The organism is Actinoplanes sp. NPDC051470 (assembly GCF_040682035.1).
Taxonomy (GTDB): Bacteria; Actinomycetota; Actinomycetes; order Mycobacteriales; family Micromonosporaceae; genus Actinoplanes.
Genome location: NZ_JBFBAA010000011.1, coordinates 241,866 through 265,671, shown reverse-complemented (window position 1 = coordinate 265,671; position 23,806 = coordinate 241,866). Strand labels below are relative to the sequence as shown.

Genomic DNA, 23,806 nt, shown 5'->3' with positions numbered 1-23,806 from the left:
TGGGGTCCGGGTCACGGGTGGTCAGCATGGCGACTGAGGGCCAGCCAGATGCGGTCGCGGGTGAAGGGTGGGTCGGTGAAGCGGATTCCGGTGGCGTCGCGGAGGGCGTTGGCCAAGGCGGGGGCCACGGGGTTGAACGGGCTTTCGCTCATGGACTTGGCGCCGAGGGGGCCGATGGTGTCGTCGGTGTCGGCCAGGTGCACCTCGGTACGTGGGATGTCGGCGAAGGTGGGGAGGTGGTACTGGCGGAAACCGGCCGTGGTGACGTGACCCTCGGGGTTGATGTCGACGTGTTCGGACAGGGCCGCGCCGATGGCCTGGGCCACGCCGCCTTCGATCTGGCCCCGGATCTGCAAGGGGTTCATGACGGTGCCCGCGTCGGCGCTGTGGACGCTGGACAGGATGCGGAGTTCGCCGGTGCGGGGGTCTACGGCGATGCGGAACCAGTGGGCGTTGAAGGCCACCGAGCGGGGGCTTCCGGCCCAGTGGCCCTCGGCTCGCAGGGGGTGGGGCGTGCGGGCCGCCAGCTCCTTCAACGTGGGGCCGTCGGTCACGGCGTCGGCGGTCAGGTCGGTGCCGCCGGAGGCGTCCAGGATCTGAACGCGCAGGGCGCGGGCGGCGTGCAGGACGGCCTTCCCGGCCACCACCACGCCGGTCGAGGCGAAGGCGCCGGTGTCGTGGGGCACCACGTCGGTGTCGGACTGGCGGATGGTGATGCGGTCCGGGGTGGTGCCGAGCGCGTCGGCGGCGATCTGGGCGTGGACGGTGGTGCTGCCGTTGCCGAACTCGGCGGTGCCGACGGCCAGTTCGTAGGTGCCGTCCGGCCGGAGTGTGGCCACGGCGTCGGCGAAGTGGCCGCCGGGTGGGCCGGCCGCGATCATCGCGATCGCCATGCCCTCCCCGACCAACCAGCCGCTCGGCGCCTCGGCGCCACGACCCGAACCGTCCGACAGCGCGCCTCCGCCGATCACGACACCGGACGGCGCCGGCGGAGACGGCGGCACCGAGGAGGACGACGGCGGGGTGGAGGGGCGGGGAGCGGCGTGGGAGCGGAGGTGGGACAGGCATTGGTCCAGGCCGTAGCTGGCTATGGTCAGGTCGTCGGCGTGGTCGCCGGGGGCGGTCAACGGCTCGCCGGGGCGGACGACGTTGCGTTCGCGGAAGGTGATGGGGTCCAGGAACAGGGCGCGCGCCAGTTCGTCGAGGACCGACTCGACGGCGAAGGAGACCTGGCCCAGGCCGTAGCCGCGGAAGGCGCCGGCCGGGACGGTGTTGGTGTAGACGGCGTGGGCGTCGGTCCGCTTGTTGGGGCAGCGGTAGACGGCCAGGGACTCGTGGCAGCCGTGGAACAGCACCGCGGGGCCGTGGTTGCCGTAGGCGCCGGTGTCGGAGACGGCCTCCAGGTCCATGGCCGTCAGGGTGCCGTCGGCCGCCGCGGCCGCTCGCAGGCGGACCGTGAAGGCGTGCCGGGTGGTCGCCGCGGTGAACTGCTCGGCCCGGGTGAACTCCCACTTCACCGGGCTTCCGGTACGCAGGACGGCGAGGGCGACGAGGTCTTCGGTGAGCATCTCCTGCTTGCCGCCGAAGCCGCCGCCGACCCGGCCGGTGAGCACCCGCACCGCGGACGGCGGCAGGTCGAGGACGCGGCAGAGCGCCCGGCGGGTCAGGAACGGCGTCTGGGTGCTCGACCGCACCACGAGGCGGCCGTCGTCGTCGAGCCAGCCGACCGAGCCGTGCGTCTCGAGCGCGGCGTGCTGGACGCGCGGCGTACGGAAGACCGCCTCGAACTCGGCCGCGCCCGCCGCGAAGCCGGCGGCGACGTCACCGAGCTCGTCCCGCAACCGGCCGACGACGTTGGTGTCGCCGTGCAGCAGCGGCGCGCCGGGCGCCATGGCCGCCACCGGGTCGAACACCGCCGGCAACACCTCCCACTCGACGCGAAGCGCCCGGCACCCCTCCTCGGCCGCGGCCTCCGAGGAAGCCACCACCGCGGCCACCCGCTGGCCGGCGAAGCGCACCGTGTCGTCGAGCAGCCGCGTGTCGGCCGGGTCCTCGGACGCGTGCTCGTGCTGCGCCGTCGAATAGAGCGTGGCGGGTACGTCGTGGTGCGTCAGCACGAGCCGGACCCCGGGCACGGCCGACGCCGCGGACGTGTCGATCGACCGGATCCGGGCGTGGGCGTGCGGCGACCGCACCACCTTCAGGTGCAGCAGCCCGGGGATGTCCAGGTCGAACGTGTACCGCTCCGCGCCCGTGACGATCACCGGCCCGGCCGGCGCGCCCACCCCGGCGCCGACCGCGTGTCCGGGCCGGGCCGGGTCGACGTTGCACACACCGTCGAGCGCGTCGGCGATCGCGCGATATCCGGTACACCGGCACAGGCTTCCCTTGAGGGCGCGCGCCCGGTCCAGGCCGGACGGCAGGGCGGCCGCCGTCATGATGTAGCCGGCCGTACAGAAGCCGCATTGGAAGCCCTGCGCCTCGAGGAACCGCTGCTGTACGGGGTGCATGTCACCGCCGGCGCCGAGGCCTTCGATCGTGGTGATCGACCGGTCGGACGCGCGGAAGGCCGGATAGACGCAGGAGTGCACCGGCACCCCGTCGACATGCACCGTGCACGCCCCGCAGTCGCCGGTGTCGCAGCCCTTCTTCACGCCGAAGTGGCCCAGCGACCGCAGATAGGTCCGCAGGCACTGCCCGGGCCGCGGCGGCGGGCCGTCGACCGGCGAGCCGTTGACGATCATGACGACAGCTCCCGGCGGATCTCCTCCGCGTAGGTGCGGGTGAGGTGCCGGCGCCACGCGGGCAGGCCGTGCACGTCGTCGACGTACCCGTCGGCCGGGATGGTGCCGGTCAGCGCCACCTGCAAGGTCTCGGCCGCCGGCATCGAGGGGAAGGTCAGCGCGTACGGCCGCCAGGTCGACCCGGTGACGGTCAGCGTGAACCGCCCGTCGACGTCACGGCGCCCGACCAGCAGGGCCGCCGACCGGCCGTGGGTGTGCAGGGAGCCCTGCCGGAACGTGGCCACCCCGGTCAGGGCGCGCGCCGGCAGGTCGATCGAGCGCAGCAACTCGCCGTCGGCCAGCACGGTGGCGCCGTTCCCGGTGACGAAGGCCGACACCGGCACCCGCCGCTCCGAGCCGTCCGGCGCCAGCAGCAGGCACTCACCGTCGAGGCCCGCGGTCAGCGCGATCATCGGACCGGCCGGCAACGCCGCGCACAGGTTCCCGCCCACGGTGGCGACGTTCCAGATCTTGAAGCTGGCCAGGAAGGCGTGGCAACACCCCCGGGTGATCGCCCGCAGCGACTCGAAGCGGGGCGGCGGCGCATACGCCGCCAGCTGAGCCACCGTGCACGTGGCCGCGATCTCCAGGCCGTGCTCACCGGCGGTGAGCGGCGCCCAGCCGGCGGCGGCCAGGTCGAGGAGGCGGCGGACGGCCGGCCGCGACTCGCCGAAGAGCGCCGTGCCCCCGGCCAGCCACGCGTCACCCGGCCGCCACTGCCCGACGCCGGCCGGGCTGACCACCTCAGCGACAGTGTTGAGGTCCACGCTGCGACGCTACGCGTCCCCTGTTACAGCCCGTAGAAGATTGCCGAACGACCACCTACGCGCTACCCTGGCCTCATCGCGCGGTGACCACCGACCCGCAGCGACTCTCCGAAACGAGGCTCTCTCAGCGGCCTTGTCTTTCCTCTGGCTCCGAGCGAGAGCGCCGTTACGCGCATGCCGCCGGGCTGACCAATCCCATTGGAGTACCACAGAAGATGACCACCCAGACCAAGGCGCCGACCCGGCGCCGTGGGAGCAGCCGGCCTGCCGACGAGCGCCCACAGAACCAGAACCCGTCCACGACCACGATCGAGGTCGACGGGCTGGTCGACATCGTCAACGACCGCGCCTGGATCCGGGCCGCCGGCTACCTGCCCGGCCCCCGGGACATCCCGGTCGACGCCCGTGGCCTCCGCCGTGGCGACCATGTGCGGGGCACCGCCACGACGACCGGCCGCCGCCCGGCCACCCTCGACCTGACCAGCGTCAACGGGCACGACCCGGCGCAGATCAGGCCCGACTTCTACGACCTGACGCCGCTCTACCCCCGGGACCGGCTGCGCCTGGAGACCGACCCGGCCGAGCTCACCACCCGGGTCATCGACCTGGTCATGCCGATCGGCAAGGGTCAGCGGGCGCTGATCGTCGCCCCGCCCAAGGCCGGCAAGACGATGGTCATGCAGTCGATCGCCAACGCGATCACCCGCAACCACCCCGAGATCCACCTCATGGTGCTGCTCGTCGACGAGCGCCCCGAGGAGGTCACCGACATGGAGCGCTCGGTGCGCGGCGAGGTGATCGCGGCGACCTTCGACCACACGCCGCACGAGCACGCGGCGCTGGCCGAGCTGGCCGTCGAGCGGGCCAAGCGCCTGGTCGAGGAGGGCCACGACGTGGTGATGCTGCTCGACTCGATCACCCGGCTGGGCCGGGCGTACAACCTCGCCGCCCCGGGCCGCGGGCGCACGCTCAGCGGCGGGCTCGACTCGACCGCGCTGCACCCGCCGAAGCGCCTGCTCGGCGCCGCCCGGGCGCTGGAGAACGGCGGCTCGCTGACCATCATCGCGACCGCGCTGGTGGAGAACGGTTCGGCGATGGACTCGTTCCTGTTCGAGGAGTTCAAGGGCACCGGCAACGCGGAGCTGAAGCTGGACCGCGGGCTGGCCGAGTCGCGGATCTTCCCCGCCATCGACGTCAGCGAGTCGGGCACCCGGCACGACGAGCTGCTGCAGGAGCCGGCCGAGCTGGCCGTCGGCGGGCACCTGCGCCGGGTGATCGACGGCCCGGACCAGTACCAGCGCTTCCTGGCCCAGCTCAGGGGCACCCCCGGCAACGCGGCCCTGCTGAGATCAGGGTCCTGACCGGGGCCTTCCCCGATGAAACTCGGGCACTCGCCGGCCCATCATCGACGTAACAGCACAACGAGATGAGAGCGAGTGATCACCATGAACGCCGTCCACGACTCGATGGCACGGCAGGGTCTCAGCCGGCCGCGCGACGGACGCATCCTCGGCGGTGTGTGCGCCGGTCTGGCCCGGCGTTTCGGGCTCGACCCCTGGATCGCCCGGCTGATCTTCGCGGTGACGCTGCTCGTCATCCCCGGCAGCCAGATCCTGATCTACCCGGTGCTGTGGATCCTGATGCCCTCGGAAGAGCGTAGTTTCGCCGCCCAGCACCTGAGCTGACCGTGGCGGCTGACGCCGCCCGAAAGAACAAGACTGTTTCTGACGGTCGGTTCGGCCGCAATCTGTACGCCATGCGCGACGAGATCGCGGCCGAACAGGCCCGCCTGGACCGGCTCTACGCACGCCTGGATGAGCTGAAGGAAGAGCAGATCACGCGGCGAGCGCGGTTGGCGGCGGCCGAGGACAGGCTGTGCTTCGGCCGCACCGAGAACCTCGCCGTCGGCCGCATCACCCTGATGCGGGGCGATGAACCGCTGCTCGTCGACTGGCGCGCGCAAGCGGCCCGCCCGTTCTACGACGGCACGTCGCCGCGGCTGCTGCTGCGGACCCACGGCCGCCGGGTGATCGGCATCGACACCGGCCCGAGCTTCGACGCCGACCGCACCGGCCGGATGCCCGACATCGTCGCCACCATCCAGGCCGAGCAGGACGCGATCATCCGCAGCGACCCCGACGGCGTGCTGGTCATCCTGGGCGGCCCCGGCACCGGCAAGACGGCGGTCGCCCTGCACCGCGCCGCGTACCTGCTCTTCCACCGCCCGGCGCTGGCCGATCATGGCGTGCTGGTCGTCGCGCCCTCCCCCACCCTGCTCAGCTACCTCGACCAGGTGCTTCCGGGCCTCGGCGAGACCGCGGTCACCCTCACCACGCTGACCGAAAACGCCCAGTCTGACGACGACCCGCCGATCGCCACGCTCAAGGCCGACCTGCGGATGGCCGGCCTCCTCGCCGACGTCCTGCGCGGCATCCAGGACACGTTCCCCTTCCCCGAGGCGGTCGCCAAAGCGCGGGCCGAGCCGCACAACCGGGCACGCGCCGTCTACACCCAGGCCGTCGCCGACGCCCTCTCGGCCGAACGCCAGGCCCTCGAGGACCAGATCGAGGCGGACGTCGCGGACACGCTCGCCGCGGCCGGAATCGATCAGGCGGTGGAGGACGACCTGCGCAGGCTCGGCCTGGCCGAAACCCACGATCAAGATCAAAACCACGATTTTGTACGCTCGACGGCGGAAGCCTGGTGGCCGGTTCTTTCTCCCGAGCACGTGGTGGAGACCCTCTACGCCGACCCGCACCGGCACGCCGCCGGCCGCCTCACCCCGGCCGAGTGCGACCTCCTGAAACGGGCGCCGGGCCAGCCCTGGACCACCGCCGACATCCCCCTGCTGGACGAGGCGGCCGAGCTGGTCGGCGCCGACGGGCAACGCGCCTACGGCCACGTGGTGGTCGACGAGGCCCAGGAACTCACCCCGATGGCCTGGCGGATGATCTTCCGCCGCTGCCCGAGCCGGTCCCTGACGATCGCCGGCGACGTGGCACAGACCGCCGACCCGGCCGGCGCCACCGATTGGGCCGACGCCCTGCGGCCACACGTCGGCGACCGGTGGCGCGCGGCCCGGCTGACTGTCAACTACCGGACACCGGCCGAGATCATGGACGCCGCCGCCGCACTGCTGCCCGCCGCCGACCGCCCGAGATCGGTGCGGGCCACCGGCGTACCCCCATGGCGAAAGACCGTCACCAGGAGTGAGCTCGCCGCGATCACCGCGCACGAGGCCGGGCGCGGTGGGATGGTCGCCGTGATCGCCCCGGACGACCGGGTGGCCGAGATGGCCGAGATGATCGGCACGAGGAATCACGGACCCGGCGCCGACCTGACGGCCGGGGTCGTCGTGCTCGGCGTACGCCAGATCAAGGGCCTGGAATTCGACAGCGTGCTGATCGCCGGCCCGGCGGCGATCCTGGCCGGGCCGCGTGGCCGCAACGCCCTCTACGTGGCGATGACCAGGGCGACCAAGCGTCTGGGCCTGGTCGAGATCGAAAGCGTCGAGCGGGGCGAAGAGGTCAGTCGTCCGTCGGCACCGACATCGGCCGGCGTTCCTCCTCGCGAGCCGCGATCTGGGACATCGCGCGGCGGTACTGGCCACGGGTGATCTCACCGTGCGCGAGTTGCGCCGCCAGCACACCCTCCAGGCTGCCCGGCGCGCTCGGCAGCACCTCGACCCGCGGCGTGGCCTTGGCCTTCGCCGTGTGCTTGCCGAAACCGTCACGCACCGCACACCACGCGGCGAAGACGACCAGGCCGCCCAGCACCAGCGTGAGGAGCATCAGCAGGATCACGAACTCCACCTCCGCCTGGAGATACGCAAATGAGGCGCGCCCGGTTCAGGGGATCAGCACGGCGGCGGCCCGGATGGACCCGGTCACCGGGCGTCATCGACGACGTTATCCACAGGGGATTGCTCGCCCGTCGAAACGGCGGATAGCGTGCTGGACATCCACCGATGCCCGTTGAAGGGGATCAATGTCGATGCCCAGATCGCTGATACCCGCCCTGGCCGTCCTGGCCCTCGTCCTGCCCGCCGCGCCCGCGGAGGCAAGCGCCGGCGCCGACGCCGACCTGACCAGGTCGGCGGCCGTGTGGCTCGACCGCTCGTCGATCGCCTGGGCGACCGACACCGACGGCAAGACCTATGACCTGGTGTACGCCCGGAACGGCGGCATCGCGATCACGAACGGCGAGCTGACCGGCGCCGAGCACAGCCTGCGCCTGACGGCGGCGCCCGGCGGGCTGACCGTGGCCCAGCGCCGCAGGTACCCGCACCTGGCCGACCACCCGGCCGTCCGGCTGAGCCGCCACGATCAGGCGAAGGTGGCCGGGGCGCTGCGCGGGCAGGTGGTGATCACCGAGCGCGACCCCGACGGCCGGCTGCTCGCCGCGACCGGCGCCCAGATCGCCGGGGCGCTGGACGACATCTACGCCGCCGCCACGAGGCAATCCCTCGGCGCCACGATCGAACGGGACCGCGTGCGGCTGAGGGTGTGGGCCCCGACCGCCGCGGTGGTGAAGGCGGAGGTCGGTGACGCGATCGTCCCGATGCGGCGGGACGACGCCACCGGTGTGTGGTCGGTGACCGGACCGGTGAGCTGGACGGGCCGCTACTACCGCTACCGCGTGACCGCGTGGCAGCCCGCGGCGGGCCGGGTGGTCACGGCGTCGGTGACCGACCCGTACTCGGTGGCTCTCTCGGCGAACTCCGGGCGCAGCCTGATCGCCGGCCTGGCCGACCCGGCCCTGGCCCCGCCCGGCTGGCACCGGCTGGTCAAGCCGGCCGCGACGGCGAAGCCCCAGATCTCCGAGCTGTCGATCCGCGACTTCTCGATCGCCGACGCCACGGTGCCGGCGGCCGAACGCGGCACCTACGCGGCGTTCACCCGGCGGGACAGCGCCGGCATGAAACACCTGCGGGCGCTGGCCGCCGCCGGCACGACCCACCTGCACCTGTTGCCCGCGTTCGACTTCGCCACCATCCCCGAGCGCCGCTCAGATCAGCAGCAGCCGCCCTGCGACCTGCCGTCGCTGCCGCCCGACTCCGACCGGCAGCAGGCCTGCGTGGCCGCGGTCGCCGCCACCGACGGCTACAACTGGGGCTACGACCCGCTGCACTACACGGCGCCCGAGGGCGGGTACGCCACACAGCCCGAGGGCGCCGCGCGAACGCGGGAGTTCCGCCGGATGGTGGCCGGGGTCAACGGCGCCGGGCTGCGCGTGGTCATGGACGTGGTCTACAACCACACCTCGGCGGCCGGCACCGATCCACACAGCGTGCTCGACCAGATCGTGCCCGGCTACTACCAGCGGCTCAACGCCGACGGCACGGTGGCCAACTCGACCTGCTGCGCCAACACCGCGCCGGAGAACGCGATGATGGGCAAGCTCGTCGTCGACTCGGTCGTCACCTGGGCGAAGTACTACAAGGTGGACGGGTTCCGCTTCGACCTGATGGGCCACCACCCCAAGGCGAACATCCTGGCCGTACGCGCGGCGCTGGACCGGCTCACCCCGGCCCGCGACGGCGTGGACGGCCGGAACGTCGTGCTCTACGGCGAGGGCTGGGACTTCGGGGAGGTCGCCGGGAACGCCCGGTTCGTCCAGGCCACCCAGGCGAACATGGCCGGGACCGGCGTCGGCACGTTCAACGACCGGCTGCGGGACGCGGTGCGCGGCGGCGGGCCGTTCGACGCCGACCCGCGCATCCAGGGGTTCGCGTCGGGGCTGTACACCGACCCGAACGGCGACCCGGTCAACGGGACGCCGGCCGAGCAGCGGGCCCGGCTGCTGCGCTACCACGACCAGATCAAGGCCGGGCTGAGCGGCAACCTGGCGGCCTATCGCTTCGTCAGCACCGCGGGCGAATCCGTGACCGGCGCGCAGGTCGACTACAACGGCTCGCCGGCCGGGTACACGGCGGCGCCGGGCGAGGCGATCACCTACGTCGACGCGCACGACAACGAGATCCTGTACGACGCCCTGGCCTACAAACTCCCGACCGGAACGACGGCGACCGACCGGGCCCGCATGCAGACCCTGGCCCTGGCCACCACCGCGCTGGGCCAGGGCGCCGGGTTCGTCACCACGGGCAGTGAGCGGCTGCGGTCGAAGTCGCTCGACCGGAACTCGTTCAACTCCGGCGACTGGTTCAACCAGATCTCCTGGGACTGCCGGGACGGCAACGGCTTCGGGCGCGGCCTGCCACCCGCGCCGGACAACCAGGACAAGTGGCCGTACGCGAAACCGCTCCTGGCCGACCCGGCCCTGGTGCCGGACTGCGCCACCATCGGCCGGGCCGGCGCCCGCTACCGGGAACTGCTCGAGGTGCGCGGCTCGTCCCCGGTGTTCGGGCTGTCCACCCTGAGAGAGGTGCAGAAGCGGCTGACCTTCCCGCTCGCCGGCGCCGGTGAGACGCCCGGCGTGCTGACCATGCGGCTGGACGGCCGCGGGCTCGACCGGCGCTGGTCGTCGGTGACCGTGGTGTTCAACGCGACCCCGGCTGCCGTCACCCAGACCGTGCCGGCGCTGCGCGGCCGGGCCGTGTCCCCCCATCCGGTGCTCGCGGCGTCGGCCGACCCGGTGGTGCGGCGGGCCACCGCCGACCGGACAACCGGGACACTGACCGTGCCGGCCCGTACGGTAGGAGTCTTCGTGGAGCGCTGACGTTGTGGATATCCTCGGCGGCCGGAGTCAGTTCCCTGGGGGCGGGCCGCTGGGCGGGGTGCCGCCGGGTCCGCCGCCGGGCGGGGTGCCGCCCCGGCCGCCGCCGCCCTCCTCCTCGCCGGACGGGTCGATCGCGATGGTCAGCGTCGCCCGGTACCCGTCGGTGACGCTGCCCGACATCGTCGCCAGCTCGGTCCGGGCCGAGTCGTTGCCGAAGACGTTGTCGGTGGCCAGCGACACCTGGCTCAGGTTTCGCACCGAGGCCGAGTAGCCGTCGGTGGCATAGACCGCGTCGGCGTCCGTCTCGGGGAGGGCGATCTGCGACGTCTTCACGATCGGCCCGTCACCGTCGGTCGCGTCGGCGAGCGACGAATACACCTCGAAGTGGATGTGCGGCCACCGGCCCGAGTAGCAGGCCGGGAAGATGCTGGTGAAGGTGGCCTTGCCGGTGGCGTCGGTCTCCTGGATGCCCCGCAGGTAGTTCTGGTCGGTGACGCCGTCGGAGTACAGGGAGTAGCGGCCCTCGCGGTCGCAGTGCCACGCGTAGACCGCCGCGCCGGTCACCGCCTTGCCGTTCAGGTCGTTCACGACCAGGGAGAATTCGAGGGGTACGCCGGCCGCGGTGCCACTGGCGTCGCCGAAGGACGAGCGGATGTCCTTGCGGACGATCCCGTCCAGGGTCCGGACGTCGGGGCCGTTGGACCCGTCGGCGGGAAAGGGGCCGGCCGTCTCCGACTCGACCTCGGTCAGCGAACCGCTCGACGAGGCCGGCGCCGAGGACGACGTGGACGGCGTGTCCTCGCTGCCACAGGCGGCCAGCACGGCCAGGGTGCCGGCGCCGCCGAACGCGGCGAGCAGCTTGCGCCGGGACATCGTGCGCATGTCGAACCGCAGCCCCTTGTCGTGCACGCGGCGCACGTACGCCGCATTGTCCTCAGGGTTGTGCATCAGGCTTGACCTCTCTCGGGGATCGGGTACGACCTACCCAACCCCCGCGGCCTGTGCACCCCCTGTGACTCGCCTGTGCGCAGCGTGTCCGTAACCCGCAGATCCCGACATCAGCCTTTTGCGACCGGGCCCGGGCTGGTACGCAGGTGTCGGAGGTGATCGCCGTGCCTGACCGTCCCCCGATGGCGCCCGGATCGTTCCTCGCCGGTTCGCTGCCTGTTCTCCGCGCCGGCTTCCTGTCCGCCTGCGAGACGCTGTTCGCCCAGCACGGCGACGTGGTGCGGGTCCGCGTCGGCCCGCCGGGGATCGGCCGGGAGCTGACGTTCCTGTTCTCGGCCGAGGCCGCCCACCGGGTGCTCGCCGCCAACCAGGCCAACTACCGCAAGGACAACGTCAACTACGGCGAGCTGCGGCACGCTCTCGGCGACGGGCTGCTGACCAGCCAGGACGAGACGTGGCAACGCCAGAAGCGCTTCCTGCAGCCGCTCTTCACACACAAGCGCGTCGCCGGGTACGCCGCCATCTTCGCCGCCGAGACCGACCGGCTGGCCGACGAGTGGCGCGGCGCGGCCGGTGACCCGCAGATCGGCGCCACGCACATCGGCGCCACGCAGATCGGCGGCACGCGCCTCGTCGACATGCACGAGGAGATGACCCGGTTGACCCTGCGCATCGTCTGCCGGGTGCTGTTCGGTCGCGATGTGGACAAGGCGCTGCCGGTCGTCCAGCGCTGGGTCGACCCGCTGGGCAAGGCGATCCGCCGGCGGGCGCTGATGCCGGTCCGGGTGCCGCACTCCTGGCCGGTCCCGGTCAACCGGCTGATCCAGCGGGGGCAGGCCGAGCTGTTCGAGGTCTGCGACGAGATCATCGCGTCCCGGCGCTCGTCCGGCCCCGGGTCGGCCGGCTCGGACCTGCTGGGCCTGCTGGCCGACGCCCGCGACGGCGGGGAGGCGCTCTCCGACGAGGAGGTCCGGGCCCAGGTGCTGGTCTTCCTGCTGGCCGGGCACGAGACCACGGCGACCGCGCTGACCTCGGCGATCTATCGGCTCGGCGCGCACCCCGAGGTGCAGGAACGGCTGCGCGCGGAGGTGTCCGGGCCGGCGGCGACGCCGTCGGCCGAGGAGGCGCTCGGTCTCCCGTACACCACCATGGTTCTGAAGGAGACGTTGCGCCTCTATCCCTCGGCCCCGGTGATCGGCCGGCGCGCGGTGGCCGACGACGAGATCGGCGGCTTCCGGATCACCGCCGGGTCGGACGTGCTGGTCTCACCGTGGGTCGTGCACCGGCACCCGGCCCACTGGCCCGACCCGATGCGCTTCGAGCCGGAACGGTTCACCCCCGAGCGCGAGAAGGCCCGCGACCGGTACGCGTGGTACCCGTTCGGCGGCGGCCCGCGCACCTGCATCGGCATGTACTTCTCGCTGCTCGAAGGCGTGGTCGCGCTGGCCGGCCTGGCCCGGCACTTCGCCTTCGAGAGCCCGGCCGAGCAGCCCGCCTACACCCACGACGTGACCCTGCGCCCGGCCGCCGGCATGCCGATCCGCGTCACCCACCGCGAGGTGGTGACCCGCTGAGCTGGAGTGAGCCGAGCTAGAGGGTGCCGGCCAGCACCGGCGGGCCCGGGTCGTCCTCGCCGACCCGCTGGCTGGTGATCTCGATGCGGCGGAACTGGCGCAGCGGGACGCCGGACCACAGCTCGACCTTGCCCTCCTTGTGCATGTGGAAGGTGCCGAGCGGGACGTACTGGCCGTCCTTCACCGCCCAGCCCTGGTAGTAGCTGCCGGCCGGGGCGGAGGGCAGCCCCTGGGCGTTGAGGACCAGCCGCCAGCCGGCGTCGCGCTCGATGATCTGGATGGTGCCGTGGGCCTGCGGGAGGGCGCCCCCGCCGGCCAGTTGGACGGTCGCGGACGGGCGCTCGCGGGTGGCCAGCACGCCGCCGATGCCGCCGGCGATCAGCACCAGGGCCACCGCCGCGGCGGTCGCCCACTGGCGGCGCCGGCGACGGGTGGCGCCGGGCCGCGCCCGGTCGGCGCTCGGCCCGCGCGGAGGCCGCATGTCGGCCGGCCGGTCGTCCGGCGGAGCCTGCGGAGCAACCGGCGAGGCCGGAGCCTGGGGGGCTACCGGCGAGGCCGGGGCGGAGTCGGTTTCGGCCTTGGCGATCAGAGCCGCGATCCCGCCGGGAAGGTCGGGCGGCGCGTCCCACATTCCGGGGTGGGACAGCAGGCCCGAGACCCGCGCGATCGCCCCGTCCTGCCCGCACGGACCGTTCTCGAGGGCGGCGGCCCGTTCGTCGAGCACGTCGTCAGTCATCTGTCGCCCCCGAAGCCGAAGCGGGCTCGTCCAGCAGAAAACCCAGGGCCGCCGCCAGCCGCCGGTGGGCCCGGTGGGACCGCGACTTCACGGTGCCGACCGGCAGGCCGAGCTGGGTCGCGATCTCGCTGTGGGTGAGCTGGTAGAAGTGCGCCAGCCGGACCACCGCCGCCTCGTCGGCGGGCAGGTCGTCCACCGCCCGCCGGACCTGCCAGGCCTCCCACAGCCGCTCGGTCGAGAGGGGCTCGATCGGGACCTCGGGCACCTCGACGGCGCTCATGGCCGGCCCGCGCCGTTCCCGGCGGTAGACGTCGATCGCGGCCTTGCGGGCGATGCCGAAGACCCACGGCGCCAGGTCGCGCATCGGGTCGTACCGGCCGCGGCCGCGCCACAGGGAGATGAACGCCTGCTGGGTGGCCTCCTCGGCGAGCCCGCGGTCGGTCAGCATGGTCACCGCCATGCCGTAGACGGGGCCGCGGAAAGCGGTATAGACAGCGGCGAACCCGTCCTCGTCGCCCTTGGCGAAGAGGTCCGCCAGCCCGGAGTCGTCCATGGTGCACCCGATCGTAGGCGTACGGCGTCGCCGGTGGCAGATGCGGGTCGGGTCATGACGTCGCGTCCTCGGCCGGGATCGCCGTGACCGGGTCGCCACCGACCGTGGCCTTGCCCGTGGTGACGTCCAGCGTGGAGGGCTTGACCGGCACGCCGTCCACGGTGGCCAGGCCGACCTGGCGCCCGTCCTTGAGCACGATCCAGCCGCCGACCACCTTGGCGCCGCGGACCCGGTTGGCGAACCGGTAGAGCCCGGACGGCTTCTTCGCCACCTCGATGGTGAAGTCGCGGGCCTTGCCGTCGACCGTGACCGTGCCCTTGGCCTGGTTCTTGTCCGCCGTACCGGTCAGCGTCGACCCGTCGTCGGCCTTGAGCTCGAGCTTGCCGTCGATCGCGGTGCCGGTGAGCCACTGCTCCAGCTTGTCGCCGTCACAGAGGTAGGCGATGGCCGCGCCGTTCTTCGCCGCGACGGCCAGCGAGCCCTCCTTGAGGTGCCCGGCCCAGGTCCCGGTCAGCGGCTTGCGCTGGGCCAGGGGCTCCTTGGCCACGGGCGGCGGCGCCTCGCCACCGTTGCCGTTCGGCGGGGTCGCGCTGTCCTCCGGCACCGGCGCGTCACCGTCGCCGGGAACCTCCGGGGTGGGCGAGGCGCCGGCGATCACCGAGGCCGCGGGCACGCCGGCGATCCGGTTCCACTGCCAGCCGGCGCCGAGCAGCACCGCGGCGACGCTGATGCCGGCCAGCAGGATGGCCAACGGGCTCATGCGCTTCATGACTTCGCTCCCCGGGCAGACGACGACGTGTCTGCTACTGATTCGCAGCCGACGGCCCGATCGGTTCCCGTTCGGCGGAAGAAATTTCGGCCAGCGCGGGAATACTCACCGTAAAGGTGCTTCCCCCGCCCAATACGGAGCGTACGGCCAAAGCGCCATCGTGCTCGGTCACGATGGCGTGCACGATGGCCAGCCCGAGCCCGGAGCCCTGTACGGCCTGGTCCATCGCGTTGGCGCCCCGGTGGAACGGCGTGAACAGCCCGGGCAGGTCGCCGGCGGGCACCCCGATGCCGGTGTCGCTGATCTCCACGGTCGCGGTCCCGGCCTCCGCGCCGGCCCGGCAGACGATCCGTCCCCCGGAAGGCGTGAACTTCACCGCGTTGTCGAGCAGGTTGCGCACCGCGCGTTCCAGCCGGTCCGGCTCGCCGGCCACCCAGGCCGGCCCCGCCGCCTCATCGAGGGTCAGGAGCAGGCCCTTCGCCCGCGCGGCCGGGGCCACGTCGGCCACCACGGCGGTGGTCAGCGCGGTCAGATCCACGGGTACGGACGGCCCGCCCGCCCGTTGCGCGCCCGGATCGAGCAGCAGCAGGTCGGCGACCGTGTCCCGCAGCCGCAGGGCGTTGCGCAGGATCGCGCCGAGACCGCGCCGCTGCGGCGGGGTGAGGTCGTCATCGTCGTCGGTGAGCATCTCGGTGTAGCCGAGGATGCTGGTCAGCGGGGTACGCAACTCGTGCGTCACGGTCGCCACGAAGGCGTCCTTGCGCTCGTCCAGGGTCTGCAGCTCGCTGATCAGCCGGGCCTGGCGGATGTGCAGGCGCTGCTGGCGGATCGCGTGCTCGACCTCCCGGGCCAGGGTGCCGAGCAGCCGCCGCTCCTCGTCGGTCCAGTCCGGCCGGTCCGGGCGCGCCAGACACAGCAGGCCGGGCGGGCACTGCGCGTCACCGGGCAACGCCACCGCGAGGCCGCCGGGCACGTCCGCGACCAGGGCCGGCTCGCCCGGAGCACCGGCCTGTACCGCGGCCACGATCTCCGGGGCGAGCGGCTCGGCGGCGTCCGGCCATCGGACGCTGACGCCGGCGCCCGGCTCGACCGCGACCCGCCCGTGCACCACGGCGGCGCCGAAGAACGCGCCCAGCATCTCGGCCACCCGGGCCGCGGTCACCTGGGCGCCCCCGGGGCGCCGTAGCTCGGTGGCGACCTGTTGACGCAGCTCGTGGCGTACCCCGCGGGCCTGTTCGGCGGCGAGCAGCCGTTCGGTCTCGGCGGCCAGGTCGTTCAGCGTTCCGATCACGGCGCGGAGTTCGGCCGTACCCGACGGAACGGCCCGGGCCGACCGGTCGCCGGCGGCCAGCCGACGCAGCGTGCGCCGGATGTCCTCGAGCGGAGCGAGGAGGTGACGCTGGTGCACCGCGGCCATCACCATGGCGACGGCCAGGAACAGGATGGCCAGGCCGCCGAAGAGCATCTGGACCGAGCGGATGCGGGACCGGTCGGCCGCGGTCACGGACTGCTGCTCGGCGCGCAGGGCGTCCTCGACGTAGGCGTTGGTCAGCCGGATCCGGTCGAACGCCCGCTTGCCCCGGTCGGCCAGGGCGTCGTTCCGGTCGGCGACCCCGGCGTTCACGATCGGGATCGCGTACGCGTAGAGCCAGTGCGCCGCGGCCGTGCGCTCGGCGGTCAGCCAGCGGCGCACCTCGTCGTCGGCGGACAGCTCGGCGACCCGGTCGAAGGCGACGAACGCGGCCACCTTCCCGGATTCGTACGGCCCCAGGTACTCGCGGTCGCCGGTGAGCTGGAACCCGCGTACCCCGGTCTCGGCGTCCGTCATGTTCTGCAGCACGGCCCGGTTGGCGGTGCGCGCGTCGCCCAGCCGCTCGGTGTGCTGCTGCTGGGCGGCCTGGAGCCGCTCCCCGACGACGAGCTGGACCAGCACAAGGGCCAGGAACAGCACCAGGAGGACGGAGATGGCGGCGCGCACCCGGGCCGTCATGCTGCGCAGCACGTCACGCGTCCGGCAACGTGAAGGCGATGGTGGTGGTGCCGCCGCCCGGCGTGCCGTCGGCCCAGATCCGGCCGCCGTGCCGCTCGGCGATCCGCTGCCAGGTGCTCAGGCCGACGCCGTGCCCGGCCGGGGTGCGGTCCACCCGGGTGAACATCTCGAAGACCCGCCCCCGGTGCTCCGCCAGGTCGTTGATCAGGTGTTGCATGCGGCCGACGGCGCGGGTCGCCGACGCGATCCAGGAGCGGGTCCGGCTGCCCTCGGCGTGCTCGTCGCCGATCAGCTCGAGGTATCCGTTGACCACCGCCACCGCCAGCGGCGCGGCCAGGTCATGGCTGACCACGCCCGCGAACTGCTCCAGCTCGGTGTTCGAGCGCTGGAGCTCGGCGTTGGTCGCGGCCAGCTCCTCGTGCGCCTGCTTGAGCGCCCGGTGCTGCTGCTCCGACTCGGCGAGCAGCTCGGCGTTCAGCCGGCCCTGGCGGCGCCGCTCGAACACGGCCAGGATCACCCCGGCCAGGTCCTTGATCCGGGCGATCTGGTCGTCGTCCAGCACGCCGGGCACGTTGTCGAAGACGCACAGGCTGCCCAGGGCGTACCCCTGGGGGGTGACCAGCGGGGCGGACGCGTAGAACCGCACGTCGGCGAGCTGACCGGTGACCCACGGGTTGAGCCGGAACGTGGGGTCCTCGCTGGCGTCCGGGACGTGGACGAACTCACCCTCCTCGAACTTGACCGCGCACATCGAGTCGTCGCGGGCGGAGTCGCCGCCCTCGAAGCCGGTGGTGGTGAGCTGGCACTGCCGGTTCTCGTCGATCAGATTGAGTGTGGCGAACGGCTTTCCCGCGACCAGCGCGGCCACCCGGACGACGGCCTGGAGCTCGTCGTCGGCCGGCGCGTCGAGCACTCCGTACTCGTGAAGCGCGTCGAGCCGCAGCAGCTCGTGGGAGGACGTCACCCTGGTCAGATCGGCAGGAGTTGGCCCGTGTTGAGCGCCGGAGCGCCCGCTCGCCAGGGGAAATCTGGGAGTCCGCTGATTTTCGTTACCTACTCGTTACATAGCCGACGATCTCCACATCCGGTGATCGGATTTCCCGGCAAAGCGGACACTGAACCGGTATCTGCAACGGTGCGTGACGCACATCGGGAGCGCCTTGGTTACCCGCCGGTAATCTCACCGCTTGTGACCGGGGCCACCTGGGAGCAGAGTGACGACCCATCGAAGTTCCCCCGCTTCGAGACCGATCGAGAAAGGGCCCCACCGTGACCGACGCGGTTTCCGGACGAACCAACTGGCGCAAGTTCGCGCTCGCCGCCGGCGTACCCGCCGTGGCGGCCGGCTTCCTGCTCTTCGGGATGTCGCAGGGCGCGCTGGCGGCCAGCTTCGCCGTCTCCGGCCAGGACTTCAAGATCTCCGCCGACCGACTCGACGGCACCGGCTTCTCCCAGTACGGCGGCGTGGTCAAGGACGCCGAGGGCAAGCAGATCCCGGTCTCGATGTCCGGTATCGCCGACGCCAAGCTGACCAACCTCTGCCAGTCGGTGCGGGTCAAGGACGCCCCGATGAGCCTGACCATCACGGCCGGCACCGAGAAGGGCAAGCCGGCCCGGGCCACCAACATGCTGATCGGCATGAAGGACCTGGCCGGCGACGCCACCTTCACCAACATCAACATCGGTCAGGACGCCGGGACCCTCACCAAGGGTGGCACGGAGGCCAAGGGCGAGACCGGCGGCTTCGGCCAGCAGTCCGACAAGATCGTGATCAACGGCCTGAGGCAGACCGCGGTGTCCACCACCGCCGGCACGTTCAAGCTGACCGGGCTCGACCTCAAGCTGAACTTCGGTTCCTCGCCGAAGGAATGCTTCTGAGGTGGATGTTCGCGAGTTTCGGCGACGCTTCGCGCACTGGCGCCGGGCCCGGCCGTTCTGGGGCGGGCTGCTGCTGACGCTGTCGGCGGCGGCCCTGTTCCTGAGCGCCAACCTGACCCTGAAGGCGATGGAGGTCCACTTCGGCCAGGAGGGCTTCCTGTCCTACCTGCTGCCGCTGGTGATGCTGCTGTGCGGGCTGCTGGTCTGGTTCACACCGGCGCAACGGGTCTTCTACGCGATCGTCGCGCTGATGACCGCGGTGTACTCGCTGATCGGCCTCAACCTCGGCGGCTTCGGCGCCGGCCTGCTGCTGGGCATCGCGGGCGGCGCCCTGGCCATCGCCTGGACCCCCGCACCCGCCGCCGCCCTTCCCGCGGCCGATCCCGCTCTTCCCGCGGCTGACACCGGGGTGATCGAGCCCGGCCCCGTCGCGGACCGGAAGCCGGACGCGCCGACCACCGATCTGCGGCCGGCCGCACAGGAGCCGCCCCCTTTCGCTGAGCCCGGGCGCACCGGGCAACATCGGAAGGCCCTTGCGATCATCGCGGCGCCGCTCGCGATCGGCCTGTCGCTGGCCATGGCCGCACACGCGCCCCGGCCCGCCCGAGCCGAGCCGGCCTGCCCCAAAGGCATGCCCTCCCGTTCCACGGCAGCCTCGCCGAACAAGGAGGCCTCACCGGGCAAGGAGGCCAAACCCTCCCTCAGCAAGCCGAGCGCGGGGAAGACGACGCCTGCGCAGCCCAAGCCGACCACGACCGCCGACGCCGGGAAGAAGGACGACACCGGCAACCCGATCGTCGACGGCTGGAACGACTTCGTCGAGGGCGTCGGCAACCTGTTCGGCGGCGGGGACGACACGTCGCCCTCCCCCGGCCCGTCCGAGCCGACGGCCAAGCCGACGACCGGCCCCACCTCGAAGCCCGGCACCCCTTCGAAGCCCAGGCCCAAGCCGAAGCCGTCGTCGTCGTCCACGAACGACGACATCCCGTGCCTGGGCCCGCGCGTCCTCAACAAGAAGGCCGGCCCCGACGACCTGCCCCCGGCCGCGGTCATCGGCGGCCTGATGGAGGGCGACACGCTGACCATGTACGACTCGACCTACGACGGCGTGACCACGCTCCAGACCGCGGACGGCCCCAAGCAGGTCCTCAAGTTCAGCATGCGCAAGTCGGTGACCACGCCGTTCAAGCTCACCATCCAGGAGCCCGGCGGCCACACCACGGTGATCGACGCCGGCGCGCTCACCACGACCGGCAACGTCCGCTTCTACACCCCGAAGTTCGAGGGCAAGCTCTTCGGCCTGATCCCGGTGACCTTCACGCCCGAGCAGCCGCCGCCGCTGACCCTGCCGGTGCTGAAGTTCACCGACGTCAAGATCGACCTTTCCTTCGTACGCAGCGACGTCCTGACCGGCAAGCCCCTGAAGATCACCGAGGTCCGGTAAGCCCGCGACGCTCCCGCCACCGGGCGACCACCTGGTCGGCGTCCACCGGCGGGAGCAGCGTGGGCGGCCCGTCCAGCAGCCCGACCCGGCCGACTCGTACCAATGCACCATGCGCAAAAGTCTAGGTCGCGCGGTCAGTTCCACCCCGGGGTCGGACCCGGGTGACCACCTCCCAGGCGGTGCGGCCGGTCGCCGAGCCCCCGCGCTTCGAGGCGATGGGTACGCGGCGACAGCGCCGAGTTTCTCGCCCGGCTCGAGGGTGGCCTCATCGAACCACCGACCGGAGTTCAGGGTGTTCCAGCGATCGCCCCACGTGTAGGTCGCCACCCGGCCGGCGGCGATGTCCGCCTGCGCGCGGCGGTCCGGCTGCTCGCGAGGGCCGTCCACCAGGAGAGCGCCGCGGCGGCCACCCACGTCACGATCAGGCCGCGCGCAACCGAACCCACCGCCCGTTCATGAAGCGGATTGTTCCAGGCCGCGGCGTTAGGCTCGGGACCATGTGCCGAAACATTCGACCGCTGAACAACTTCGAGCCGCCGGCCACGCACGACGAGACGCACGCGGCGGCGTTGCAGTATGTGCGCAAGGTCGCGGGCACCACCAAGCCGAGCGCACGTAATCAGGAGGCGTTCGACCGGGCCGTCGCGGCCGTCGCCCATGCGACCGAGCATCTGCTGGCCGACCTGGTGAACGTCGGGCCCAAGAAGGACCGTGAGGTCGAGGCGATCAAGGCGCGAGCCCGGGCCGAGAAGCGTTACGCCTCCTGAGCCCGGGCCCGGTCTGATCCCGCGCGCTACTTGCCGGGCGTCGGCTCGGCCGGGGCGGAGCCGGTGGAGCGGCGGAACGCGAGCAGCGCCACGATCAGGGCGATGACGCCGAGCGCCAAGCCACCCACGCCCAGGGCGGTGCCGGTGCTGGAGGACGACTCCGAGGCGGGCGCGGCGGCCTCGACGGTCGGGCCGGGCGCGGCGGCGGGGGCGGTGTCGCTCTCGGCGGCGGCCTTCGCGAGCTTCAGGACCGGCGCGGGGCTCTCGGGCTCCTCGCCGCCGGCCGCGGGCGGCTCGTCGATCCAGCGGACCACGTTGCCGTCGGAGTAGGTCTGCAGCGCCTTGAAGATCATCTGGTCGACCTGCGGCAGCGGGCCCAGCGAGACATCGAACTCCTGGAACTGGCCGGGCTTGATGGCCGCGTCGGCGGCCGCCGTCCAGGTGATCTTCTCGACCGCCTCGTTGATCTGCGCGCCGTGGGCCTCGAGGGGCTTGTCCAGCTTGCCCTTGGTGACCACCGCGGTCCAGCCCGGCACCGGCTTGACCGACACGGACGCCACCGGCGCGGTCTTGATCGGCAGGGTCACCTCGAGCTTGGTGGTGGACGCGCTGTCACTCTCGTTCGGCACCCGGAACGTGGCCTTGGTGTAGCCGCCCTGAGCGGCGTTGGCCGAGCTCACGGAAACGTGCGCGGACGCGGGGGCGGCGATCGCCAGGGTGAGCGCGGCGACCGCTCCGGCCACCACGGCGGCCCGCTTGAACAAGGTCATCTTCTCTCGGCCTTCCAGACGAATGGAACGTACGGCCATTGGTCGGCGCATCGGGCCGGAAAGTTCCCTACGACTTCGGCAATCGGACCTCGGCCCGGAGACCCGGCGACGCGTCACCGAGGGTAATGGTCCCGTGATGCTGGCGGACCAGTTCCCGGACGATCGCCAGCCCCAGCCCGGACCCGCCGGCGTCGCGCGCCCGCGCGTCGTCCAGCCGGGTGAACCGGCCGAACACGCGCTCCCGGTCGGCCTCGGGGATGCCGGGGCCGTCGTCGGTCACGGTGATCAGGACGCCCGAGGCATCAGCCGTGAGCGCGAGGGTCACGGCCGATGAGGCATGGCGTACGGCGTTGTCGAGCAGGTTGGCCACGACGCGGCTCAGGGCGTCCGGGTCGCCGGTGATCTCCAGGGGCTCCGACACCACCCGGACGCCGGGGTAGCGCGTGGCGACCTGGGCCAGCAGCTCATCGAGCCGGACGGACGTGATCCGGGCGGCCGGCCGGGTCGCGGCGTCGTCGGCCCGGGCGAGCAGCAGCAGGTCGTCGACCAGCCGGCTGAGCCGTTCCACGTCGGTCAGCAGGTCGGCCGAGAGGGCGGGCCAGTCGGTGTCGTCGGGCAGCCGCTGCGCCACCTCCAGCTCGGTGCGCATGGTGGTCAGCGGGCTGCGCAGCTCATGGGCGGCGTCGGCGACGAAGGCCCGCTGCCGGGCCCGGGAGGCGTCGAGGCGGCGGAGCATGTCGTTGAGGGTGACCGCGAGCCGGTGGACCTCGTCGCTGGAGTCGGGCACCGGCAGGCGGTCGGACCGGGCCCGGCCGGTGATCTCCTCGGCCCCGGAGCGCAGCGCCTCGACCGGGCTCAGCGCGGCGCCCACCACCTGCCACGACACCACCGCCAGCACCACGATGAGCAGCGGGAACACCACGAGCAGGGTGATCCGCAGCAGGCGGATGCCGGCGGTCACGTCGCCGGTGCCGCGGGCGACCAGCACGTGCACCGTCTCGGCGCCCTGCCGGGCCTCGACCGTGACCACCCGGACCGCTCCGTCGACCCCGATGCGGTCGCCCGGAATGACCGTCCCGTGGCCGCTGGCCAGGCCCTTCAGCTCGTCGGGGTAGAGGATCGGCACCAGCCGGTCGGCGGTCGCGCTCACCGCGCGTACCCGATCCTGGTCGTCGACCACCTGGACCTGCACGCCCGCGCTGACCGGGATGGGGTCGCTGAGCGCGTTCTGCTCGACCAGGTCGGCGACCGCGCGGGCGGTGTCCAGCGCCTCCTCGTTGATCGAGCGCAGCAGCGCGAAGCTGAGCACCGCGATCAGCGCCAGGCCGCCGGCCAGCAGCCCGGCGGCGAGGGCGGCGATGGAGACGCCGGTCAGCCGCGCGCGCAACGAGCGGCGGCGGAACCACTTCATGCGGGTACGGCGGCCAGGCGGTAACCGGCGCCGCGGACCGTCTCCAGGCGATCGCGGCCGATCTTGCGGCGCAGGTAGCCCACGTAGACCTCGACGGCGTTGGGCGCGGTGTCCAGCGCCGCGTCCCAGACGTGGTCGAGCAGCTCGGTCTTGGAGACGACCTGACCGGGATGGCGGATCAGGTATTCGAGCAGGGCGAACTCGCGGGCGGTCAGGGCCACCTCGCTGCCGCCGACGAGCACCCGGCGCTCGGCCGGGTCGAGCTCGACGTCGCCGTGGGCGAGGACCACCGGGCGCTCCCGGCCGCCCCGGCGGAGCAGGGCCCGGAGCCGGGCCAGCAGCACCACGTACGAGAAGGGTTTGGTCAGGTAGTCGTCGGCGCCGCAGTCGAGCCCGTCGGCCTGGTCGTACTCGCCGTCCTTGGCCGACAGCATCAGCACCGGCAGCCAGTGGCGCTCGGCCCGCAGCTGGCGCACCACGCGGTAGCCGCTGAGCCGGGGCAGCATCACGTCGAGGATCATCGCGTCGTACCCGCCGTGGCGGGCCATCTCGAGCCCGTCCTGGCCGTCGCCGGCGACATCCACCGCGAACCCCTCGGCCTGCAGCCCGCGCCGCAGCGCCGCGGCCAGCCGCTCCTCGTCCTCCACCACCAGCAACCGCACGAGGACAACTGTGTCACGCCGGGGGCTGCTCCGCGGCGACCTCCTCAGCTGAGTCACAGCGCCGACGCCTGGTCCG

At 72.6% G+C, this 23,806-nt stretch carries 19 protein-coding genes and 1 pseudogene; 8 read left to right on the top strand and 12 right to left on the bottom strand.

All coding sequences use genetic code 11. The features are described from left to right. Positions 1 to 11: 11 nt before the first annotated feature. Positions 12 to 2,744, bottom strand: a complete 2,733-nt coding sequence (locus AB0M54_RS21405; RefSeq protein ID WP_364473251.1) for a molybdopterin-dependent oxidoreductase — start codon at positions 2,742 to 2,744, stop codon at positions 12 to 14. Next, positions 2,741 to 3,550 (bottom strand): FAD binding domain-containing protein, encoded by an 810-nt coding sequence (locus AB0M54_RS21400; RefSeq protein WP_364473249.1) that lies wholly within the window; start codon positions 3,548 to 3,550, stop codon positions 2,741 to 2,743. Before AB0M54_RS21400 ends, AB0M54_RS21405 begins: the two co-directional genes overlap by 4 nt. 215 nt (positions 3,551 to 3,765) lie before the next feature. On the opposite strand from AB0M54_RS21400, the gene rho reads away from it, so the two are divergent. From rho to AB0M54_RS21385, 3 genes are all read left to right on the top strand, one after another. Beyond that, the gene (gene rho, locus AB0M54_RS21395; protein ID WP_364473247.1) at positions 3,766 to 4,911 is read left to right on the top strand and encodes a transcription termination factor Rho; all 1,146 of its coding nucleotides are present in this window, start codon (positions 3,766 to 3,768) and stop codon (positions 4,909 to 4,911) included. An 84-nt stretch (positions 4,912 to 4,995) separates the two neighbouring features. Then, on the top strand, positions 4,996 to 5,235 hold the full coding sequence (locus AB0M54_RS21390; protein WP_364473278.1) for a PspC domain-containing protein: 240 nt from the start codon (positions 4,996 to 4,998) through the stop codon (positions 5,233 to 5,235). A 71-nt stretch (positions 5,236 to 5,306) separates the two neighbouring features. After that, a complete protein-coding gene (locus AB0M54_RS21385) occupies positions 5,307 to 7,166 on the top strand; it encodes an ATP-binding domain-containing protein (protein ID WP_364473245.1) in 1,860 nt (619 codons plus the stop codon). Here AB0M54_RS21385 and AB0M54_RS21380 read toward each other — a convergent pair. Then, positions 7,078 to 7,353 carry a hypothetical protein gene (locus AB0M54_RS21380; RefSeq protein WP_364325613.1) on the bottom strand — a complete coding sequence of 92 codons (276 nt, stop codon included), beginning with the start codon at positions 7,351 to 7,353 and terminating at the stop codon, positions 7,078 to 7,080. The two genes, AB0M54_RS21385 and AB0M54_RS21380, sit on opposite strands and share 89 nt — an antisense overlap. Before the next feature lie 277 nt (positions 7,354 to 7,630). On the opposite strand from AB0M54_RS21380, the pseudogene pulA reads away from it, so the two are divergent. After that, positions 7,631 to 10,228, top strand: a pseudogene (pulA, locus tag AB0M54_RS21375) (pullulanase-type alpha-1,6-glucosidase); the annotation flags it as partial. Positions 10,229 to 10,255: 27 nt separating this feature from the next. Here pulA and AB0M54_RS21370 read toward each other — a convergent pair. Then, complete coding sequence (locus AB0M54_RS21370) at positions 10,256 to 11,176, bottom strand: intradiol ring-cleavage dioxygenase (RefSeq protein WP_364473243.1); 921 nt, start codon at positions 11,174 to 11,176, stop codon at positions 10,256 to 10,258. Between the two features lie 164 nt (positions 11,177 to 11,340). Here AB0M54_RS21370 and AB0M54_RS21365 point away from each other — a divergent pair, with 164 nt between their 5' ends. After that, positions 11,341 to 12,750, top strand: coding sequence for a cytochrome P450 (locus AB0M54_RS21365; RefSeq protein ID WP_364325619.1), 1,410 nt, complete (start codon positions 11,341 to 11,343; stop codon positions 12,748 to 12,750). Between the two features lie 16 nt (positions 12,751 to 12,766). On the opposite strand, the gene AB0M54_RS21360 is transcribed toward AB0M54_RS21365, so the two are convergent. Genes AB0M54_RS21360 through AB0M54_RS21340 form a run of 5 tightly spaced genes read right to left on the bottom strand, consistent with a single transcriptional unit; the run spans position 12,767 to position 17,762 of the window. After that, entirely contained in the window at positions 12,767 to 13,486 is a 720-nt protein-coding gene (locus tag AB0M54_RS21360; RefSeq protein WP_364325622.1) for an anti-sigma factor, read from the bottom strand. Beyond that, entirely contained in the window at positions 13,479 to 14,039 is a 561-nt protein-coding gene (locus tag AB0M54_RS21355; RefSeq protein ID WP_364325625.1) for a sigma-70 family RNA polymerase sigma factor, read from the bottom strand. The genes AB0M54_RS21360 and AB0M54_RS21355 overlap by 8 nt, the downstream gene beginning before the upstream one ends. Positions 14,040 to 14,091: 52 nt before the next feature. Then, the gene (locus AB0M54_RS21350) at positions 14,092 to 14,808 is read right to left on the bottom strand and encodes a hypothetical protein (RefSeq protein WP_364473241.1); all 717 of its coding nucleotides are present in this window, start codon (positions 14,806 to 14,808) and stop codon (positions 14,092 to 14,094) included. 34 nt (positions 14,809 to 14,842) lie between these two features. Beyond that, complete coding sequence (locus tag AB0M54_RS21345; RefSeq protein WP_364473239.1) at positions 14,843 to 16,810, bottom strand: ATP-binding protein; 1,968 nt, start codon at positions 16,808 to 16,810, stop codon at positions 14,843 to 14,845. 1 nt (position 16,811) lies between these two features. Then, positions 16,812 to 17,762 carry an ATP-binding protein gene (locus AB0M54_RS21340; RefSeq protein WP_364473237.1) on the bottom strand — a complete coding sequence of 317 codons (951 nt, stop codon included), beginning with the start codon at positions 17,760 to 17,762 and terminating at the stop codon, positions 16,812 to 16,814. 305 nt (positions 17,763 to 18,067) lie between these two features. Here AB0M54_RS21340 and AB0M54_RS21335 point away from each other — a divergent pair, with 305 nt between their 5' ends. The 3 genes from AB0M54_RS21335 (at position 18,068) to AB0M54_RS21325 (ending at position 20,887) form a co-directional block, all read left to right on the top strand. Continuing rightward, on the top strand, positions 18,068 to 18,676 hold the full coding sequence (locus AB0M54_RS21335; protein ID WP_364325637.1) for a DUF6230 family protein: 609 nt from the start codon (positions 18,068 to 18,070) through the stop codon (positions 18,674 to 18,676). 1 nt (position 18,677) lies between these two features. After that, entirely contained in the window at positions 18,678 to 20,120 is a 1,443-nt protein-coding gene (locus AB0M54_RS21330; protein ID WP_364325640.1) for a DUF6114 domain-containing protein, read from the top strand. 497 nt (positions 20,121 to 20,617) lie between these two features. Continuing rightward, a complete protein-coding gene (locus AB0M54_RS21325; protein WP_364325646.1) occupies positions 20,618 to 20,887 on the top strand; it encodes a DUF2277 domain-containing protein in 270 nt (89 codons plus the stop codon). Positions 20,888 to 20,913: 26 nt separating this feature from the next. Here the strand turns inward: AB0M54_RS21325 and AB0M54_RS21320 are convergent, their stop codons facing one another. From AB0M54_RS21320 to AB0M54_RS21310, 3 genes are all read right to left on the bottom strand, one after another. Further along, on the bottom strand, positions 20,914 to 21,657 hold the full coding sequence (locus tag AB0M54_RS21320; RefSeq protein WP_364325649.1) for a YcnI family protein: 744 nt from the start codon (positions 21,655 to 21,657) through the stop codon (positions 20,914 to 20,916). A gap of 67 nt (positions 21,658 to 21,724) precedes the next feature. Continuing rightward, positions 21,725 to 23,068, bottom strand: coding sequence for an ATP-binding protein (locus AB0M54_RS21315; RefSeq protein WP_364473235.1), 1,344 nt, complete (start codon positions 23,066 to 23,068; stop codon positions 21,725 to 21,727). Next, positions 23,065 to 23,730, bottom strand: a complete 666-nt coding sequence (locus tag AB0M54_RS21310; protein ID WP_364325655.1) for a response regulator transcription factor — start codon at positions 23,728 to 23,730, stop codon at positions 23,065 to 23,067. Before AB0M54_RS21310 ends, AB0M54_RS21315 begins: the two co-directional genes overlap by 4 nt. Positions 23,731 to 23,806 lie beyond the last annotated feature (76 nt).

Bases quoted from the DNA above. Each gene is read 5' to 3' on its own strand.
- AB0M54_RS21355 (WP_364325625.1), bottom strand. From the start codon at position 14,039: ATGGACGACTCCGGGCTGGCGGACCTCTTCGCCAAGGGCGACGAGGAC.
- AB0M54_RS21370 (WP_364473243.1), bottom strand. From the start codon at position 11,176: ATGCACAACCCTGAGGACAATGCGGCGTACGTGCGCCGCGTGCACGAC.
- AB0M54_RS21350 (WP_364473241.1), bottom strand. From the start codon at position 14,808: ATGAAGCGCATGAGCCCGTTGGCCATCCTGCTGGCCGGCATCAGCGTC.
- AB0M54_RS21385 (WP_364473245.1), top strand. From the start codon at position 5,307: ATGCGCGACGAGATCGCGGCCGAACAGGCCCGCCTGGACCGGCTCTAC.
- AB0M54_RS21315 (WP_364473235.1), bottom strand. From the start codon at position 23,068: ATGAAGTGGTTCCGCCGCCGCTCGTTGCGCGCGCGGCTGACCGGCGTC.
- AB0M54_RS21405 (WP_364473251.1), bottom strand. From the start codon at position 2,744: ATGATCGTCAACGGCTCGCCGGTCGACGGCCCGCCGCCGCGGCCCGGG.
- rho (WP_364473247.1), top strand. From the start codon at position 3,766: ATGACCACCCAGACCAAGGCGCCGACCCGGCGCCGTGGGAGCAGCCGG.
- AB0M54_RS21390 (WP_364473278.1), top strand. From the start codon at position 4,996: ATGAACGCCGTCCACGACTCGATGGCACGGCAGGGTCTCAGCCGGCCG.
- AB0M54_RS21360 (WP_364325622.1), bottom strand. From the start codon at position 13,486: ATGACTGACGACGTGCTCGACGAACGGGCCGCCGCCCTCGAGAACGGT.
- AB0M54_RS21325 (WP_364325646.1), top strand. From the start codon at position 20,618: ATGTGCCGAAACATTCGACCGCTGAACAACTTCGAGCCGCCGGCCACG.
- AB0M54_RS21320 (WP_364325649.1), bottom strand. From the start codon at position 21,657: ATGACCTTGTTCAAGCGGGCCGCCGTGGTGGCCGGAGCGGTCGCCGCG.